Origin of the sequence: Streptomyces griseoviridis (assembly GCF_005222485.1) — a bacterium.
GTDB lineage: Bacteria > Actinomycetota > Actinomycetes > Streptomycetales > Streptomycetaceae > Streptomyces > Streptomyces hintoniae.
The window spans coordinates 1,145,167-1,160,614 of sequence record NZ_CP029078.1 but is presented as its reverse complement, the minus strand read 5'-3'; the positions used below and the strand labels follow the sequence as shown (position 1 = coordinate 1,160,614).

Annotated in this window: 16 protein-coding genes; 6 read left to right on the top strand and 10 right to left on the bottom strand. The window is 71.5% G+C overall.

Features of this window, described 5'->3' with window-relative positions:
• Positions 1-22: 22 nt before the first annotated feature.
• Both DDJ31_RS04790 and DDJ31_RS04785 read right to left on the bottom strand, forming a co-directional pair.
• Positions 23-763, bottom strand: a complete 741-nt coding sequence (locus tag DDJ31_RS04790) for an SDR family NAD(P)-dependent oxidoreductase (protein ID WP_127181536.1) — start codon at positions 761-763, stop codon at positions 23-25.
• Positions 760-1,596 (bottom strand): fumarylacetoacetate hydrolase family protein, encoded by an 837-nt coding sequence (locus DDJ31_RS04785; protein WP_127181537.1) that lies wholly within the window; start codon positions 1,594-1,596, stop codon positions 760-762. Before DDJ31_RS04785 ends, DDJ31_RS04790 begins: the two co-directional genes overlap by 4 nt.
• A 112-nt stretch (positions 1,597-1,708) precedes the next feature.
• Between DDJ31_RS04785 and DDJ31_RS04780 the strand changes: the two genes are divergently transcribed.
• Positions 1,709-3,007, top strand: a complete 1,299-nt coding sequence (locus DDJ31_RS04780; RefSeq protein ID WP_127181538.1) for an enolase C-terminal domain-like protein — start codon at positions 1,709-1,711, stop codon at positions 3,005-3,007.
• Complete coding sequence (locus DDJ31_RS04775) at positions 3,004-3,951, top strand: aldo/keto reductase (RefSeq protein ID WP_127181539.1); 948 nt, start codon at positions 3,004-3,006, stop codon at positions 3,949-3,951. The genes DDJ31_RS04780 and DDJ31_RS04775 overlap by 4 nt, the downstream gene beginning before the upstream one ends.
• A gap of 294 nt (positions 3,952-4,245) precedes the next feature.
• On the opposite strand, the gene DDJ31_RS04770 is transcribed toward DDJ31_RS04775, so the two are convergent.
• From DDJ31_RS04770 to DDJ31_RS04755, 4 genes are all read right to left on the bottom strand, one after another.
• Complete coding sequence (locus DDJ31_RS04770; protein WP_127181540.1) at positions 4,246-5,154, bottom strand: amidohydrolase family protein; 909 nt, start codon at positions 5,152-5,154, stop codon at positions 4,246-4,248.
• Positions 5,151-5,486 carry an L-rhamnose mutarotase gene (locus tag DDJ31_RS04765; protein WP_127181541.1) on the bottom strand — a complete coding sequence of 112 codons (336 nt, stop codon included), beginning with the start codon at positions 5,484-5,486 and terminating at the stop codon, positions 5,151-5,153. The genes DDJ31_RS04770 and DDJ31_RS04765 overlap by 4 nt, the downstream gene beginning before the upstream one ends.
• Entirely contained in the window at positions 5,486-6,157 is a 672-nt protein-coding gene (locus tag DDJ31_RS04760; protein WP_127181542.1) for a FadR/GntR family transcriptional regulator, read from the bottom strand. The genes DDJ31_RS04765 and DDJ31_RS04760 overlap by 1 nt, the downstream gene beginning before the upstream one ends.
• Before the next feature lie 90 nt (positions 6,158-6,247).
• Positions 6,248-7,492 (bottom strand): alpha-hydroxy acid oxidase, encoded by a 1,245-nt coding sequence (locus DDJ31_RS04755; RefSeq protein ID WP_276319323.1) that lies wholly within the window; start codon positions 7,490-7,492, stop codon positions 6,248-6,250.
• Positions 7,493-8,101: 609 nt separating this feature from the next.
• On the opposite strand from DDJ31_RS04755, the gene DDJ31_RS04750 reads away from it, so the two are divergent.
• Complete coding sequence (locus tag DDJ31_RS04750) at positions 8,102-8,737, top strand: fasciclin domain-containing protein (RefSeq protein WP_127181543.1); 636 nt, start codon at positions 8,102-8,104, stop codon at positions 8,735-8,737.
• A 164-nt stretch (positions 8,738-8,901) separates the two neighbouring features.
• On the opposite strand, the gene DDJ31_RS04745 is transcribed toward DDJ31_RS04750, so the two are convergent.
• From DDJ31_RS04745 to DDJ31_RS04735, 3 genes are all read right to left on the bottom strand, one after another.
• Complete coding sequence (locus DDJ31_RS04745) at positions 8,902-9,366, bottom strand: MarR family winged helix-turn-helix transcriptional regulator (RefSeq protein WP_127181544.1); 465 nt, start codon at positions 9,364-9,366, stop codon at positions 8,902-8,904.
• A 9-nt stretch (positions 9,367-9,375) separates the two neighbouring features.
• Entirely contained in the window at positions 9,376-10,443 is a 1,068-nt protein-coding gene (locus DDJ31_RS04740; RefSeq protein WP_127181545.1) for an alkene reductase, read from the bottom strand.
• A gap of 204 nt (positions 10,444-10,647) precedes the next feature.
• Positions 10,648-11,562, bottom strand: coding sequence for an NADP-dependent oxidoreductase (locus DDJ31_RS04735; RefSeq protein ID WP_127181546.1), 915 nt, complete (start codon positions 11,560-11,562; stop codon positions 10,648-10,650).
• Positions 11,563-11,916: 354 nt separating this feature from the next.
• Between DDJ31_RS04735 and DDJ31_RS04730 the strand changes: the two genes are divergently transcribed.
• Positions 11,917-13,431 (top strand): PQQ-binding-like beta-propeller repeat protein, encoded by a 1,515-nt coding sequence (locus DDJ31_RS04730; protein WP_127181547.1) that lies wholly within the window; start codon positions 11,917-11,919, stop codon positions 13,429-13,431.
• Between the two features lie 120 nt (positions 13,432-13,551).
• Here DDJ31_RS04730 and DDJ31_RS04725 read toward each other — a convergent pair whose 3' ends face one another.
• A complete protein-coding gene (locus DDJ31_RS04725; protein WP_127181548.1) occupies positions 13,552-14,220 on the bottom strand; it encodes a Type 1 glutamine amidotransferase-like domain-containing protein in 669 nt (222 codons plus the stop codon).
• Between the two features lie 263 nt (positions 14,221-14,483).
• Here DDJ31_RS04725 and DDJ31_RS04720 point away from each other — a divergent pair, with 263 nt between their 5' ends.
• Positions 14,484-14,759 (top strand): hypothetical protein, encoded by a 276-nt coding sequence (locus DDJ31_RS04720; RefSeq protein WP_127181549.1) that lies wholly within the window; start codon positions 14,484-14,486, stop codon positions 14,757-14,759.
• A 79-nt stretch (positions 14,760-14,838) separates the two neighbouring features.
• Positions 14,839-15,432, top strand: coding sequence for a YdcF family protein (locus tag DDJ31_RS04715; protein ID WP_127181550.1), 594 nt, complete (start codon positions 14,839-14,841; stop codon positions 15,430-15,432).
• The last annotated feature ends 16 nt before the right edge of the window (positions 15,433-15,448 follow it).

The following is a 15,448-nucleotide window of genomic DNA, read 5'->3' as shown; positions in this document are numbered from 1 at the left end:
CGCAGACATCGGACAACTCCGCTCAGGTGCGCAGCCTGAGCCCCGACATGCCGCCGTCGACCTCGACGACGGTCCCGGTCGTCGAACCCGCGCGGGGGCTGGCCAGATAGGCCACCGCGTCGGCGACCTCCGCCGCCTCCACCAGCCGCCCGTGCGGCTGCCTGGCGTCAAGCGCGGCGCGCTCGGCGACGGGGTCGGGCGCGGAATCGAGGAGCCGGGTCACCCACGGCGTCGCCGCGGTGCCGGGACTGACCGCGTTCACCCGGATCCCCTCGCGCACATGGTCCGCGGCCATCTGAAGCGTCAGCGAGTACAACGCCCCCTTGCTCGCCCCGTACAGGGCGCGCTGCGGGAGCCCCGCGCTCGCCGCGATGGAGCACATGTTCACGATCGCGGCGCAGGGCGAGAGCCGCAGCCACGGCAGCGCGGCGCGGCTGATCCGCACGGCGCCGAGCACGTTGACGTCCAGGACGCGGTGCCACTCCTCGTCGGAGTTGTCGGCCACGGTGCCCTGGGCGCCGATCCCGGCGTTGTTGACGACGACGTCGATCCCGCCGAACGCCTCGGCGACCCGCTCCACCGCGGCCCGCACGTCGTCGTCGCGCCCGACGTCCACCCGGTGCGCGTCGGGGTCGCCCTCCGGCGGGTTCAGATCGAGCACGGCCACCCGCGCCCCCTCCGCGCGCAGCCGGGCGACGATCGCCGCTCCGATGCCCGAGGCGCCTCCGGTGACCAGGGCCCTGACGTTCTCGAAGCCGGTCATCGGGTCACCTGCCGCTGCCGTCCGAGCCCGTCGATCTCGACCTCGACGACGTCTCCGGGGCTCAGGTAGGGGAAGCGGCCCGACAGCGCGACGCCCTCGGGGGTGCCCGTCATGACCAGGTCGCCGGGTTCGAGGACCAGGAACTGGCTGAGCCGCCGGACGATCTGGGCGACGTCGAAGATCATGTCGGCGGTGCTGGAGTCCTGGCGGGGCGAGCCGTTCACCCAGCTGCGCAGGCGCAGCGCGCGCGGGTCGACCTCGTCCGCGGTGACCAGCCAGGGGCCGACGGGCGAGAAGCCGGGGAACGACTTGCCCTTGCTCCACTGGCCGCCCGACCGCTCGATCTGCCACTCGCGTTCGGACAGGTCGTTGACCAGCGTGTACCCGGCGATGTGGGCGAGGGCGTCGGCCGGCGAGCCGAGGTAGCTCGCCCGGCGCCCGATCACCACGCCGAGCTCCACCTCCCAGTCGGTCTTCGTGCTGCCCGGCGGGATCGTGACGTCGTCGTCCGGTCCCGTCACGGTGTTGGGCGTCTTGAGGAACACCACGAGGTCCTCGGGCGGCGCCGCCCCCGACTCGGCGGCGTGCGCGGCGTAGTTCATCCCCACGCAGATCACCGCGGACGGCCGGGCGATCGGCGCGCCGAGCCGCTGCCCGGCGGCCTCGACCCGCGCGAGTGAGCCCGCGGCCACCGCGTCGGCGACCCGGTCGAGGCCGCCCGCGAGGAAGGCCCCGTCGATGTCGTGCGTGAGGGGCGACAGGTCGAGGTAGTGGTCCTCGGCGACGACGACCGGTATCTCCCGGCCTGCCTCTCCGATCCGTGCGAGTTTCATGGGAACGCCTCCGGAACATCGGAACTCTGAGCCCACAAGTGGGCCGGGTCGACGGCACCATACCATTTGACCCTTCGATTGATCCGATGTTTAGATGCTCCCGGGAGGACCCATGACCACGATCACATCCGTCTCCACGGCGGACGTCCGCTTCCCGACCTCCGCGTCGCTCGACGGCTCGGACGCCATGAACGCGGACCCCGACTACTCGGCGGCCTATGTCGTCATCCGCACCGACGCGCCCGACGGCCACGAGGGGCACGCGTTCGCCTTCACCATCGGCCGCGGCAACGACGTGCAGGTGGCCGCCATCCAGATGCTGGAGGGCCATCTGCTCGGACGCGAGGTGGAGCCGCTGCTCGACGACATGGGAGAGGCGTGGCGGCTCCTCGCGCACGACTCCCAACTGCGCTGGCTCGGGCCCGAGAAGGGCATCATGCACATGGCCATCGGAGCGGTCCTCAACGCGCTCTGGGACCTGAAGTCCAAGCGGGCAGGACTGCCGCTCTGGCAGCTCCTGTCCCGGATGACGCCGGAGCGGATAGCCGACCTCGTCGACTTCCGCTATCTCACCGACGCCCTGACCCGCGACGAGGCCATCGCCATCCTGCGCGCCGCCGAGCCCGGCCGCGCCGAGCGCGAGCGGCTCCTGCTGGCCGACGGATACCCCGCGTACACGACAAGCCCAGGCTGGCTCGGCTACTCCGACGAGAAACTCGCCCGGCTGTGCCGCGAGGCCGTCGACGCCGGTTTCCCGCAGATCAAGCTGAAGGTCGGCGCCGACCTCGACGACGACATCCGACGCATGCGCATCGCCCGGGAGATCTGCGGCCCCGGATTCCCCATCGCGATCGACGCCAACCAGCGCTGGGACGTCTCCGACGCGATCCGCTGGGTCCGCGCGCTCGCACCCTTCGACGTGGCCTGGGTGGAGGAACCCACCAGCCCCGACGACATCCTGGGACACGCCGCCATCGCCCGCGGGGTCGCACCCGTACCCGTGGCCACCGGTGAACACGCCCACAACCGCATCATGGTGAAGCAGTTCCTCCAGGCGGGCGCGATCGAGGTGCTCCAGATCGACGCGGCCCGGGTCGGCGGCGTCAACGAGAACATCGCCCATCTGCTGCTCGCCGCGAAGTTCGGCACCCGCGTCTGCCCGCACGCGGGCGGCGTGGGCCTGTGCGAGGCCGTCCAGCACCTGTCGATGTTCGACTTCGTCGCGGTCTCCGGCACCGCCGAGGGCCGCATGATCGAGTTCGTCGACCACCTGCACGAGCACTTCGTGACCCCTACCGTGGTCAGCGGCGGCCGGTACCACGCCCCGACCGCACCGGGCGCCGGCACCGAGATGCACCCCGCCTCCATCGAGGCGTACCGCTGGACCGCGCCCACGGAGGTCACCGCGTGATCGAGCGCCTGGGATTCGGAGCCGCCCCCATCGGCAACCTGTACCGCGAGGTGTCCGACGACGACGCCCGCGCCGTCCTGGCGGAAGCCTGGGCCGCCGGAGTCCGCAGCTTCGACACCGCGCCCCATTACGGACTGGGGCTCAGCGAGCGCCGACTCGGCGCGTTCCTCAGGGAGCGGCCGCGCGACGCGTACCGCCTGTCGACCAAGGCCGGCCGGCTGATCGTGCCCCACACCGGCCGGCGGGCCGGCACCGACGAGGCGAACGGATTCGCCGTCCCCGACGACCACGTCAGGCTCTGGGACCCCAGCCTCGCCGGGATCAGGCGCAGCCTGGACGACTCGCTCGAACGCCTCGGCGTCGACCGCGTCGACACCCTCTTCCTCCACGACCCCGACGTCCACGGCCTCGACGAGGGGCTGCGCCTCGGGCTGCCCGCGCTCGCGCGGCTGCGGGAAGCGGGACTGGTCGACGAGATCGGCATCGGCGTCAACAGCGTGGCGGCGGCGGTGCGGGCGGTCCGCGCCGGCGACCTCGACGTCGTCATGATCGCGGGCCGCTACACCCTGCTCGAACAGCCCGCCGCCGAGGAACTCCTGCCCCTCTGCGCGCGACGAGGGGTGCGGGTGCTCGCCGTCGCGGTGTTCAACTCGGGACTGCTCGCCTCCGACAACCCCACGACGGCGCACTACGACTACGGTGCCGTACCGCCCGAACTGGCCGCGCGCACCGAGCGGTTGAGGGAGGTCTGTACCCGCTTCGGCGTCGCGCTGCCCGCCGCCGCCCTCCAGTACCCGCTGCTGCATCCCGCCGTCGACCAGGTCTTCGTCGGCACGGCACGCGCCGACGAGATGCGCGCCAACGCGGCCCATCTGGCGACCACGATCCCCGGCGAACTGTGGACCGCGCTGCGCGAGGAGCGACTGATCCCTGAACCGAGCTGAAGTGAGCTGAGCTGAGCTGAACGGAACTAAACGGAACTGAGCTGAACCGAGTTGAGCTGATGAGCTGAGCCGAGGTGCGCCCCGGCACATGCGCGAGGCAGGCCCGGACACCGCGTCACCACGCGAGGTCCGGGCCTGTCCGACGGTCCGCCCGGACGGTCCGACGTCCGCCTGGACGGTCCGACGGGACGGTCGGACGGTCCGACGGGACGTGTCCGCACGCCGCATGACACCCCGCCGGACCTCTCGGCCGTGCGTTCGGCCGCGAGTTCAGCCGTGCGTTCGGCCGTGCGTTCAGTCCCGGACCGGTTCGCCGTCCCGGCCGCGGATTCCGTAGACCGCGCGCGCGGTGCCCGCCGCGACCCGCGGCCAGTCGTCCGCGCCGACGACCTCGCGCACCAGACCGAACCACTCGCCCGCGGTCGTCCCGGCGTCCGCGCCGACGCTCACCGGCCAGTCGCCCGCGACCATGCACCGCTCCGCGCCGAACACGTCGACGGCCGCCCGGACCAGGTCAGGGCCGTGCCGGCGCAGGGTGCCCCGGTCGGACGCCTCAGCGGGGAGCCCCGAGACCTTCACCACCAGCCGTTCGTGCCGGGCGAGGCGCCGCAGCGACGCGAGCCAGGACCGCCCGGCGTCGGACCGCACCCCCTCGTCCACCGGCGGCTTGCCCAGATGGTCGAGGACGACGGTGCCGTCGAAGGAGTCGCCGAGGAGACGGTCGAGCGCGTCGAGCTGCGTCCAGCGCACACAGGCGTCGAAGACGAGACCGGCGCGCGCGACCTCGGCCAGCCCCCTGGCCAGCGCGGGCGCCGCCAGCCGTTCCCCGGGCAGCCCCTGGAGCAGGTGACGGACGCCCCGCACCAACGGCAGCCCGGCCGCCCGGCCGATCCGCTCACCCGCGTCGGGCGCCTCCAGATCGGCCGCGACGACCATCGCCGCCAACCCCGGCCACTCGAGACCCGCGACCCACCGCGCCTCGTCGAGCGCGGCCTCGGGAGCGGCGTCGGCCTCCACGAACACCCAGCCGGAGACCGCGCCGTCGGCGTCGTCGATGTCGCCCGGCAGCCGGGGCCGGTCCAGTGGTGTTCCCGCGAGCCAGTCGTAGCGCACCCGGCGCGGGTCCCAGACATGTACATGGGCGTCGATCAGCTCCGCGCCGCCGTGCCCGCCCGGCCCGCCGAGGGGCGACGACGGCGTCATCCGGCACCGTCCCGCTGCGCGGTGAGGTCCCAGATCAGTTCGAGCGGCGCGGTGCCCTCATCGCCGTCGGCGTCACGGAACAGTTCCACGAATCGTCCGATGTCACGCTGCCAGGCCTGGTCGGCGGGCTCGTGCGGCAGGGCGGCGACGGCGGCGTCCCAGTCGTCGCAGTCGACGAGGTGGAAGAGCCGCCGCCCCGAACGCCAGATGGTCCACTCGTGGATGCCCAGCCTGCCGAACGCGGCGACCAGGTCGTCGGGGATCCTGGCGTGGTGGTCCCGGTAGTCGTCGACGGCGCTCTCGCGGATCTCGGAGTGCAGTGCGACGCGCATCAGCGGGCCTTCCTGAGCCAGTGCTCCACCCCGGAGACATGGGCGATCATCAGGGCCTGCGCGAGTTCCGCGTTGCGCCCGCGCAGCGCGTCCAGGATGGCGCTGTGCTCGTCGATCGTGCGGGCGACCGAACCGCCCTCGGTGATGCCGCGCCAGACCCGGGCGCGCACGGTGTGGCTCGACAGGGAGTCGAGCAGGCTGGTGAGGTAGGCGTTGCCGGTCGCCTCGGCGATGAGGTGGTGGAACGCGAGGTCGTGCGCCACGAGCGTCTCGACGTCCGCGTCCTCGCCGACGTCCGCCACCTGCTTCTCGATCTCGGCCAGCTGGGCTTCCGTGATGGAACGGCACGCCAGTGCCGCCGCCTGCGGTTCGAGCATCCGGCGGACGGCGAAGACCTCGAGGACCGAGTCGTCCTGGTGCAGGTCGACGACGAACGACAGGGCCTCAAGGAGCAGCCTCGGTTCGAGACTGGTGACGTAGGTGCCGTCGCCGCGCCGTACGTCCAGGACGCGGATCACCTCCAGCGCCTTCACGGCCTCGCGCAGGGAGTTGCGCGAGAGGCCGAGCGACTCGCTCAGCTCCTTCTCGGGAGGGAGCCGCGTTCCGGGGGAGAGCTCACCCGAAACGATCATTTCTTTGATCTTGAGAATTGCCTGATCGGTGACCGCCATGCCGACCACTCTAGACCAAATGATCGGATGTTTGGACGGGGGCGGGCAGGGCTGATCGGAAGCGGTCGGGGCCGGTCGGGGGGGTGGTCCCTACCGGGGCATGGGCGCCAGTCTGGCCAGCTGGGTCACGTGGCGTGGGGTGAGTTCGTCGAGGCAGGAGACCTGGAGCAGCTTCATGGTACGGACGATCTGCGTGGAGAGCAGCCGCACGGCCCGGTCGACGCCCTCCCGCCCGCCGGCCATCAGACCGTAGAGGTACGCCCGCCCGACGAGCGTGAAGCGCGCCCCCAGGGCGACGGCGGCGACGATGTCCGCCCCGTGCATGATGCCGGTGTCGATCGCGACCTCCAGATCCCCGCCGACCTCCTTGACGACCTTGGGCAGCAGGTGGAAGGGGACCGGCGCGCGGTCGAGCTGCCGGCCGCCGTGGTTGGAGAGCACGATGCCGTCCACGCCCAGGTCGGCGAGGTTCTTGGCGTCCTCGACGGTCTGGACGCCCTTGACGACGAGCCGGCCGGGCCACAGACCTCGGATGACCTCCAGGTCCTCGTAGCTGATCGACGGGTCCATCGCGGAGTCGAGCAGCTCGCCCACCGTCCCGCCCGTCGAGGTCAGGGAGGCGAACTCCAGCGTGGGCGTGGTGAGGAAGTCCCACCACCACCAGGGCCTCGGCAGCGCGTTCAGCACGGTCGACGGGGTCAGCCGGGGCGGGATCGAGAAGCCGTTGCGCGTGTCGCGCAGCCGTGCGCCCGCCACCGGTGTGTCGACCGTGAAGAAGAGGGTGTCGAAGCCGGCCGCGGCGGCCCTGCGGGTGAGGTCGTAGGAGATCTCCCGGTCGCGCATGACGTACAGCTGGAACCAGTTGCGCCCCTCGGGGTTCGCGGCGCGCACCGCTTCGATCGAGGTGGTGCCGAGCGTGGAGAGCGTGAAGGGGATGCCGGCGGCGCCCGCCGCGCCCGCTCCCGCGGTCTCGCCCTCGGTGTGCATGAGCCGGGTGAAGCCGGTCGGCGCGATACCGAACGGCAGGGCGGAGGGCCCGCCGAAGACGGTGGTGCCGGTGTCCACCTCGGGCACGCTGCGCAGCACGGACGGGTGGAACTCCACGTCCTCGAACGCCTGGCGGGCCCGCGCCAGCGACAGTTCGCCCTCGGCGGCGCCGTCGGTGTAGTCGAAGACGGCGCGCGGGGTGCGCCGCTTGGCGATGGCCCGCAGGTCGTGGATGGTCAGAGCCTCGTCCAACCGGCGTGCGCGGCCGTCCAGTCGGGGCTTCCTGAACTTGACCAGCTCAAGCAGCTCGGCGGGTCTGGGCATCTGACGCTGTACCAAGGCGGTCACCGTTCGAATCTGCGACGGCAGCCGGGGCGGCTGCCCCGGAAGGGCGGGCGGGAAGCGGGCGGAGGGGCGGGCGGGAAACCGGCGGAGGGGCGGGCGGAAGGCGCGGTCGCGCCACGAACGCATCCTACTAAACATCGGATGTTACGGCGAGGGTGCAGGGATGGGGAGGGGGTGATGGAGGGGCGGTAGAGGGGTACTGGAGGGCGATTCTCGCCATTTTCCCTGCGAAGCTCACGCCTGGCGAACCTGAAGCCAATGCCGTCCAGGGGGATACATCCGATGTAGAGAGGGGGAGGGGGTGGAGTCTCCGGACGGGTGGGCGGCGTCCGGAAGCTCCCAGGACGCCTCCGGAAGCCTCGGGATGGAGGGGGGCTGCGGGGCGTGGAGGCCAGGCGGGGACTGGGCACAGCGCTCTCAAGATGCACTCCGACGGATCTGCCGATTCACTGGAGTGGTGATTTCGCGCGGCTCAAGCCCGCGTGAACGGCCGGGCCGCTGTGCACGGGCCAGTGTGATGAGCCCCCTCGGGGGGCCGGTCCTGGAGCGTCGCAGCGGCGTTCCGACAGCCGAAACCGTGGCCCCAGTCTCAGGAAGAGAGCGGAAAGAGCCATGAAACCCACTCGCATCCGTACAGCCGGCGTGACCGCCGTCGCCGCGCTCGCCCTGCCCATGACCCTCGGTGTGCTGGCGCCGCAGGCGTCCGCGGACACCCCCTCGCCCAGCTCCTCGATGTCGTCGTCCTCTTCGGCGTCGCCTTCCGACAACAAGCCCTTCGGGCCCGGCTGTTCGTCCCTGCCCAGCAGCGGCAACGGCAGCACCGCCGAGATGGTCAAGGCGCGCGTGGTGACCGCGGCCGAGCAGAACCCGGATCTGTCGATGCTGGTGAGCGCGATCAAGCAGGCCGGACTCACCGACTCGCTCAACAACGCCAAGGACAGCACGGTGTTCGCGCCGACCAACGCGGCCTTCCACAAGCTGGGCAAGGCGAAGGTCGCCGCACTGCTCAAGGACAAGGTCGAACTGAAGAAGGTCCTGAGCTACCACGTCGTCGAGAAGAAGGAGATCAAGCCGAGCGAGCTGGCGAACGGCAGCTTCACCACCCTGGAGGGCAGCAAGCTCACCACCTCGGGCTCGGGCGACTCGTACAAGGTCAACGGCACCGCGCCGATCACCTGCGGCAACATCAGCACGGCCAACGCCAAGGTCTACCTCGTCGACGGCATCCTGATGCCGCCGTCCTCGTAACCGAGGCCCCTCGGGCTACCGGCCCGGCCCAACCGGCCCCGGTCCGAACGGTGTTCACCGCACCGGACGGGCCGGGGCCGACGTGGCTCCGGGCGGCTCGGCGCGCGGACGCGTACGGCCGGCCACTCGCGGAGAACCCGAGGGCCGTCCGCCGTGCCGTCCGGTCACGGAGAACCGTGATCCTTGATCGACCTCTCGATCGCGTACGCCGACACGGTGAACGCGTCGATCTGCTCCGCCGTCAACTCGCGGACGGAGATCTCCTCCAGCGTCCGCCACATGTCGGCGATGGGCGCGCGCAGGGCGCGGCCCGCGTCGGTCAGCCTGACCACCATGACCCGCCGGTCGTGGGCGGCGGGCTCCCGGGTGAGGAGCCCGGCGTCCTGCATGCGGCGCAGCGACTTGGAGACCGTGGAGTGGTCGAGGCCGACGCCCTCCAGGAGTTCGGACTGCGTCTGCCCGTCCCGGTCGAAAAGCTGCATGAGCAGCAGTTCCTGTCCCGGATGCAGATTCATGGAGCGGAGCATGGCGGCGGCGTGGCCGCGGTGCGCGCGGGCGAGTTGGAAGATGGCGAAGCTGAGTCGTCCCTCGCGCGCCGTGGTCGGGGGCGTGGGGGCGGGTTCGGTCATCGCTGCTCCTCAGACGGTCCGGGTCGGGTAGTCGGTGTATCCGGTGGCGCCGCCGCTGTAGAAAGTGGTGGGGTCCGCGCTGTTCAGCGGCGATCCGGAGCGTATCCGGTCGACCAGATCCGGGTTGGCCAGGGCCATCGCGCCGACGCTGACGATGTCGGCCCGGCCGTCGGTGATGTCCTGGGCGCGGGTGGCGAGGTCGGCGCCCGCGCGGTTGAGCACGAGCGCTCCGGGCCACAGCGACCGCAGGGTGTCGAGCAGCGGTTCGTCACCGGCGTGGACCAGGTGCAGATAGGCGAGGTCCAGCGGCGCGAGGGCCCGCACGAGCGTCGGGTACAGCGTGTGCGGGTCGTCCTCGCGGACGTCGTTGTACGGGTTGCCCGGGGACAGCCGGACCCCGGTGCGCCCGGCGCCGATCTCGTCGGCGACCGCCGTGGCGACCTCGACGGCGAAGCGGATGCGGTTCTCGACCGATCCGCCGTAGCGGTCGGTGCGTTCGTTGGCGTTGTCGGAGAGGAACTGGTGGATGAGGTAGCCGTTGGCGCCGTGGATCTCCACGCCGTCCGCGCCCGCCGCGACGGCGTTGGCGGCCGCGCGACGGTGGTCGTCGACCGTCGCGGCGACCTCCTCGGTCGACAGGGCCCGGGGGGCCGGCATCCCGGTGGGCCCGGACGCGGTGAACATCGTGCCCGCGGGACGTACCGCGGAGGGCGCCACCGGCTGCCGCCCGTGCGGGGTGTTGTCGGGGTGCGCGATACGCCCGACATGCATCAACTGGACGACGACGCGCCCGTCGGCGGCGTGCACGGCATCGGTGACCTCGCGCCACCCGGCCACCTGCTCCGCGGAGTGGATCCCGGGGGTCAGGAGATAGCCCTGCCCGTCGGCGGAGGGCTGGGTGCCCTCGGTGATGACGATCGCGTTCGAGGCCCGCTGGGCGTAGTACTCGGCGTTCAACGCCGTCGGCACGCCGTCAGCGGTGCTGCGACCGCGTGTCATCGGGGCCATGGCGAGCCGGTGCGGCAGCCGCAGGTCACCGGCGCGGGCGGGCTGCCAGAGGGAGTTCAGGTCGGACATGGGTTCTTCCTCGGATCGGGACGGGACGGGTGTGAGCGGAGCGGTGGGTGAGGGGGGGCGCGCACCGGACGGGGAACAGCGCGAGCCGGGGGCGCGGCCCCGTCGACGGTGGCGCGAGGGGCCGCGGGGTTCCGGGCCGGGTGGTGCGGGGGACGCGGGACAGGGGGCATCGGCTTGCCTCCCGCGAGGGTCGGTCGACGAGGTTCAGCCGACGGTGAGGACGAGCTTGCCGCGGCCGTGGCCGCCGTCGCTGACCTGCTGCGCCTCGGCCGCGTCGGCGAGCGGGTAGGTCGCGCCGACCGTGATCACCAGCCCGCCGTCGGCGGCCTGCCGGGCGAGTTCGGCGAGCCGGGTGGCGGAGCGCCGCTGCGGGCCCTCGGCGAAGACGACGCCGAGTTCGCGGGCCCGGAAGTCGGCGGTGGTGACGATCCGGTCGGTGCCGCCGCGCAGGGTGATGGAGTCCTCCAACGCGCCCTTGCCCGCGGCGTCGAGCACCGCGTCCACGCCCTGCGGGGCGAGCGCGCGGACCCTCTCGACGAGGCCGTCCCCGTAGACGAGGGCGGTGGCGCCGAGCGAGGTGACGTACTCCTGGTTGGCCGGACCGGCGGTGCCGATCACCCGGGCACCGCGGGCGACGGCGAGCTGGACGGCGACGGTGCCGAGGGCACCGGACGCGCCGTGGATCAGCAGCGTCTCGCCCGCCGTGACGTCGAGCAGGTCGAGGACCCGGTCGGCGCCGTCGCTCGCCACGGGCAGGGCGGCGGCGCGGGTCCAGTCGAGACCGGCGGGCTTGGGGGCGAGGACGGCGGGGTCGGCCAGCGCGTACTGGGCGTACGAGCCGGTGTCGGACCAGCCGAGCACCTCGTCGCCCACCTTCAACTGGTCGACGCCCTGCCCGACGGCGTTCACGATCCCGGCGATCTCGCCGCCCGGGACGGCGGGCAGGGTGGTCGGGAAGATGGCCTCCATGATCCCGGAGCGGATCTTCCCGTCGACCGGGTTGACGCCCACGGCCCTGACCTGGACGCGGACCTGACCGGGACCGGGCTCGGGCACGTCGATCTCCGCCTCGTGCAGAACTTCGGTGCCGCCGAACGCGTCGAAAACGATGGCCTTCATGACAGGTGTCTCCTTGGGTGAGCGGACCGCGGGGAGCGGATCGGAGTGGACCGATCCGGCCGGCGACCACATTTGCGTGGCCAGCCACATAAAAGGTAGCACCGATTAGGTGGCTAGCCAAGTATTTGGGTGCGGGGCTCTGGGGGAGAGGTCGTTGGGGCACGGTGCAACGGGTTTTACGGGGACTGGTCGCGGTGGACCTCTTCGCGGGCGGGGTTCGCGACCGGGTGCGTGGGAGTGAGCATGAGAGCGGGGGTCCGGGGCTGGCGGCACGGGAGGGCATGGGAGTGGGGGGGCACGGGAGCGGTGGTCCCAATTCCCGACGAGGCGACGGGTATTGCGAAGATCGAGACCATGACCACCTCGTTCTCCGTCGACCGGATCTTCGGCGACCGAGCTTTCGCCGAGATCGGCGACCCCGTACTGGCCGTACCCGACGAGCGACGTGACCTGCTGGCCGTGGCGGGCAGGCACGAGCCGGGCGGCACCACACCCGTCGGTGTGTACGGCACGGGCGACCTGGCCTGCCACGCTCTCGTCCGCTCGCCCTACCCGGTGCACGCGATGGCCTTCCATCCCACGCTTCCGCTGCTCGTGATCGGCACCGGCCGCTACGACGGCGGCTACTTCTTCGAGGGCCAACTGCTCCTGCTGCACCTGAGGACGAGCAGGGCCGTACCGCTCATCGAGAACGAACTGGGCCGCCAGGTGCTGGAGTTGGCCTGGCTCGACGAGCAGACGTTGCGGTTGGTGGTGGCGCCGCCTGACGACTGGAAGGACAAGTCCGCGCACCTCGAAGGCCATGTCGCCGTGGTGCGCAGGCCGGATTGGACCACCGTCACCGAAAGGTCCCTCACCGGCAATGACTTGATCGGCCCGCGGGTGCCGGCGCCGCGTCCTGACGGCAGCGCGGTCGCCCGCCGGACGGTCACCGAGCTGGGCGCGGACTGGGAACCGCGCCGCAACGTCCGCGCGGTCGAGGCGCTTGCGGACGGCCGGATCCTGGCCACGCTCGACGGAGTGCGGCTGGAGTGCAGGCTCCCCTCGGGAGAGCGGGCCTGGGGAGTTCCGGACGAGGAGGGCGGGCGCGAGATCGTCGTCGCCAGGGACGAAGGATCCGCGTGGGTCGAACTCCGGCGCCGCCCCGGCATGCGCGTCGCCGTTCCGTGGCCGGTCGTCCAGCTCTCCCTAGCCGACGGCAGCCAACTCGACGCTGTCCCGCCGTCGTTCGTCTCGCTGGTGCGCTGTGCGGATGGTCGTCCTGCCTTGGCGCCGGCCGGGCGCGATGGTGTCCGCAGCCGGTTTCACGTCCGGCGCGGAAGCCGCGTCTACTTCCAGCGCACCGAGCGGCAACCGGGCAGCAGACGGAACCCCCGCCGGCGCGAACCGTGGGTCATGGCCCTGGAGTTGCAGGGGCCCCCGACCGCACGACCGGACGAACCTCACTATGCCGCCGTCCAGCGGATGTTCCCTTTTTCCTGGGAGCCCGGTGAGACGCACATCGCCGGTCCGGGCATCGAGACCGCGGAGGGCACCCTGGTCCATACCGGAACCGTGTACCACGGCCAAGGGCTCCAACCCGGCGGGTCGTTCGTCGTCCGGCGCGGGACGACGGACGGGCGCCCGCTGTGGGTGTTCCGTACCGACCGGGGAGCCACCGCCCTGGACGCCGACCCGACAACCGTCTACGTCGGATACGACGACGGCGAGGTGGTCGCACTCGACCTGAGTGACGGCAGCGTGCGCTGGCGGCAATACCTCACCGTCGGCGGGGTATTCGTCGTGCCGACCGCCCTCACCGTCACGGCCACCGGCCGGTTCCTCATCGGCACCGACGACGGCCGCATCCTGGAGTGCTCGACCGTGTAGCGCCCCACGGCGACAACGTGGCGACCGCCGAACCGCCGCAGAAGAAGGACGACTTGACGACGTCGGACACGTCCCTCGACGCCCGAACCGCCCCGCCCGCGCCTCCCACCGCGAGTCGCGTCACGGATGGAACCGCCACCGCCCTTCCGAAACGACGTCCACCTCGCCGTCCCTGACGCGGACGGCCGTCTCGTCGTCGATGAAGTAGATCGGGAAGTCCGCCCGCTCGGCGATGCGGTCGGCCCAGGCGTTGTCCCGCTCGGGGAAATCCGGAGAGTACAGGTGGGGCTTCAGATACCAGTCGAAGAGGCCGAACGGCGGCTCCACGCTCGTCGCGCCGAGAACGTGGAGGTCCGCGGTGTCCCCGATGACGTCGGCGGAGTGCTCGGTGAGATGGCGACTGAAGATCATCGATCCGGCGCTGACCCCGACGTAGACCCGGCTCTCCAACGCCTCCAGGAAGCCGTCGGCCAGGCCGTTGCCGGTGATGCTGCGGGCGAGGTGGTAGTGGCTGCCGCCCTCGACGTAGATGACATCGGCGTGGAGGAGCCGGTCGAGCACCAGCTGCCGGGGCAGGCCGTTCAGCTCAAGAACGTCGAACTCCCGCCAGCCGAGGCCGTGCAGCCGGTTCATGTCCTCCACGAACCACCCGTGGTCGCCGGGCTCGGCGAGCGACGCGGTGGGAACGAACACGACGTTGGCCGATCCGAACGGCTTGCCCAGCATGTCCCGCAGGGCATCCCGCAGTGTCTCGTTGCGCAGGCCACTCGCCGTGAGAAGGAAGTTCATCGGGCGAGCCAAGCACGGCTGATGGCCCCGCGCAAAACCCGGCATCCGGCACCGCGCCATCCTGGCGCGGCCGCCATGAAGTGCGTCCTCGTCGGCCCTCGAATTCCACACGATGCCCCGCGCAACGTGCCGGCGCGACACGGATCGGGCGTCCGGCACCGCCGAGCCACCTCGCGAGGGAGGCGGCCGTTGATCCGCCGGCCCGGCGCCGCTCCCGGCATCCGCGAGGGCGCCGGTCTCCCGTTCCCGCCTACCGTTGGGCTGTGACATGGAACGAAGCCGACTATCTCGACTGCCTTGTCTCCGAACGGCGTTGCTATGCCTGGGTGATGCGGCACCACGGCGGGCTGACGCCGGAGGAGGCCAGGAAGGCCGCGCTGGAGTGCTACCCGTACGAACCGGCTGAGACGCCCTTCCGCGGGCTGGTCTTCCACGACCTGGCATGGCACTGGGCGATGGTGGCCATCCACGGCTTTCGCTACGGAGCGGAACACCCTGAGCTGGCCGATCCTTCAGCCGACTACCGAGCCCTTGAGTGACCAGTCGACGAGGTGAGGGTGCGGGGTGGGGCGGCTGGATTCTTCGCTGCCCGAGGTTGCCGTGCCCTACAGTCGCCGCATGCGACGAAGGACAGGACTGGCGTTGGCCGGGGCTGCGATTCTGGCCTGGGGCGAGTGGCTGAACTGGCGCTGGTCGCGCGCCCTCGTCGGAAACAGGCCGGGCGCATCCGAGGCCGTGGTCGTGCTGGGCTACCGGAACCCGCAACCCACGGCGAACGTCGTCAACCGCTGGCGAGTCCGGGCGGGGATCCGCTCGACCGCCGGTGCGCGGGACACTCGCGTGATCTTCAGCGGTGGTGTCACCGGCAACGCTGCCACGGAGGCGCAGTTGATGGCCGACTACGCGAAATCGGTGCTCGCGTTCGACGGCACGGTGGTCCTCGAAGACCAGAGCACGACGACATGGGAGAACGTGACCAATGTGATCCCGCTCCTCGAGGACGTCGACCGCATCAAGATCGCGTCCCAGCCGGCCCACGCGCTGAAGGCCCGCGCGTACCTGCGGCGCCAGCGCCCTGACCTCGCCGAGAGACTCGTACGAGCGGACGACTACCGCCCCGGCGAGTGGCTGCTCGCCAAACCGCTGCTGGCTCTGTACGGACTGCGAACGCTCCGTGTCCTCAATTCCGAAGAACGCAAGGTCTCGTTGTAGACAGGGCGAGACCTGT

Coding starts and splice junctions, on each gene's coding strand:
- DDJ31_RS04790 (WP_127181536.1), bottom strand. CDS start 763: ATGACCGGCTTCGAGAACGTCAGGGCCCTGGTCACCGGAGGCGCCTCG.
- DDJ31_RS04785 (WP_127181537.1), bottom strand. CDS start 1,596: ATGAAACTCGCACGGATCGGAGAGGCAGGCCGGGAGATACCGGTCGTC.
- DDJ31_RS04780 (WP_127181538.1), top strand. CDS start 1,709: ATGACCACGATCACATCCGTCTCCACGGCGGACGTCCGCTTCCCGACC.
- DDJ31_RS04770 (WP_127181540.1), bottom strand. CDS start 5,154: ATGACGCCGTCGTCGCCCCTCGGCGGGCCGGGCGGGCACGGCGGCGCG.
- DDJ31_RS04765 (WP_127181541.1), bottom strand. CDS start 5,486: ATGCGCGTCGCACTGCACTCCGAGATCCGCGAGAGCGCCGTCGACGAC.
- DDJ31_RS04760 (WP_127181542.1), bottom strand. CDS start 6,157: ATGGCGGTCACCGATCAGGCAATTCTCAAGATCAAAGAAATGATCGTT.
- DDJ31_RS04750 (WP_127181543.1), top strand. CDS start 8,102: ATGAAACCCACTCGCATCCGTACAGCCGGCGTGACCGCCGTCGCCGCG.
- DDJ31_RS04745 (WP_127181544.1), bottom strand. CDS start 9,366: ATGACCGAACCCGCCCCCACGCCCCCGACCACGGCGCGCGAGGGACGA.
- DDJ31_RS04740 (WP_127181545.1), bottom strand. CDS start 10,443: ATGTCCGACCTGAACTCCCTCTGGCAGCCCGCCCGCGCCGGTGACCTG.
- DDJ31_RS04735 (WP_127181546.1), bottom strand. CDS start 11,562: ATGAAGGCCATCGTTTTCGACGCGTTCGGCGGCACCGAAGTTCTGCAC.
- DDJ31_RS04730 (WP_127181547.1), top strand. CDS start 11,917: ATGACCACCTCGTTCTCCGTCGACCGGATCTTCGGCGACCGAGCTTTC.
- DDJ31_RS04725 (WP_127181548.1), bottom strand. CDS start 14,220: ATGAACTTCCTTCTCACGGCGAGTGGCCTGCGCAACGAGACACTGCGG.
- DDJ31_RS04715 (WP_127181550.1), top strand. CDS start 14,839: ATGCGACGAAGGACAGGACTGGCGTTGGCCGGGGCTGCGATTCTGGCC.